Here is a 551-nt window from a genome sequence, read left to right on the forward strand (position 1 = left end):
AGACATTAGAGTTCTACCAGATGGACTTGTTATGGTGCCGGTAACACTGGTATTTGGCGCACCCATTCCTGATACTCCGATTATATCACCTGCAAGATAGACTCCCTTGTCTGTGTGTGCAGTAAATTGATACAAACTAGAATATGTTATGCCTGAACTTAGTATGGAGATTGGTTGTGAGATTGTTGTCTGTCCTTCAATTATTCTGAATGTATATGTGCCAGGGGCCACAGTCAAAGACAATGGAAAGTTAAAGGTCATTTTTCCAGAAGAATCAGATGAGGTATCTCTNATCGCAAATCCGGTGCTATCTACTATCTGCATTGTAACAGTGGTTTGCGCATCCAGTCCAGCTGCAGTTATGTGTACTGTGTCACCTTGATAATATGAAGATCTGTCTAATATCATTNACTATCTATTATTTGCATTGTAACAGTGGTCTGTGCATCCAGTCCAGCTGCAGTTATGTATATTGTGTCACCTTGATAATATGAAGATCTGTCTAATATCATTACAGGTCTCTGAGATGCTATAGCTTCTTGTTGTGCTTG

Annotated in this window: 1 protein-coding gene; it reads right to left on the bottom strand. The window is 39.9% G+C overall.

Translation table 11 applies throughout. The annotated features are described in order from the left end of the window. On the bottom strand, nucleotides 1-291 hold a 291-nt coding region (locus tag DYY66_RS09625; RefSeq protein WP_218583705.1), incomplete at both ends, for a hypothetical protein. Nucleotides 292-551: the final 260 nt, after the last annotated feature.

It is taken from the genome of Candidatus Nitrosotalea sp. FS (assembly GCF_011319475.1).
In the GTDB taxonomy this organism is placed as follows: Archaea; Thermoproteota; Nitrososphaeria; order Nitrososphaerales; family Nitrosopumilaceae; genus Nitrosotalea.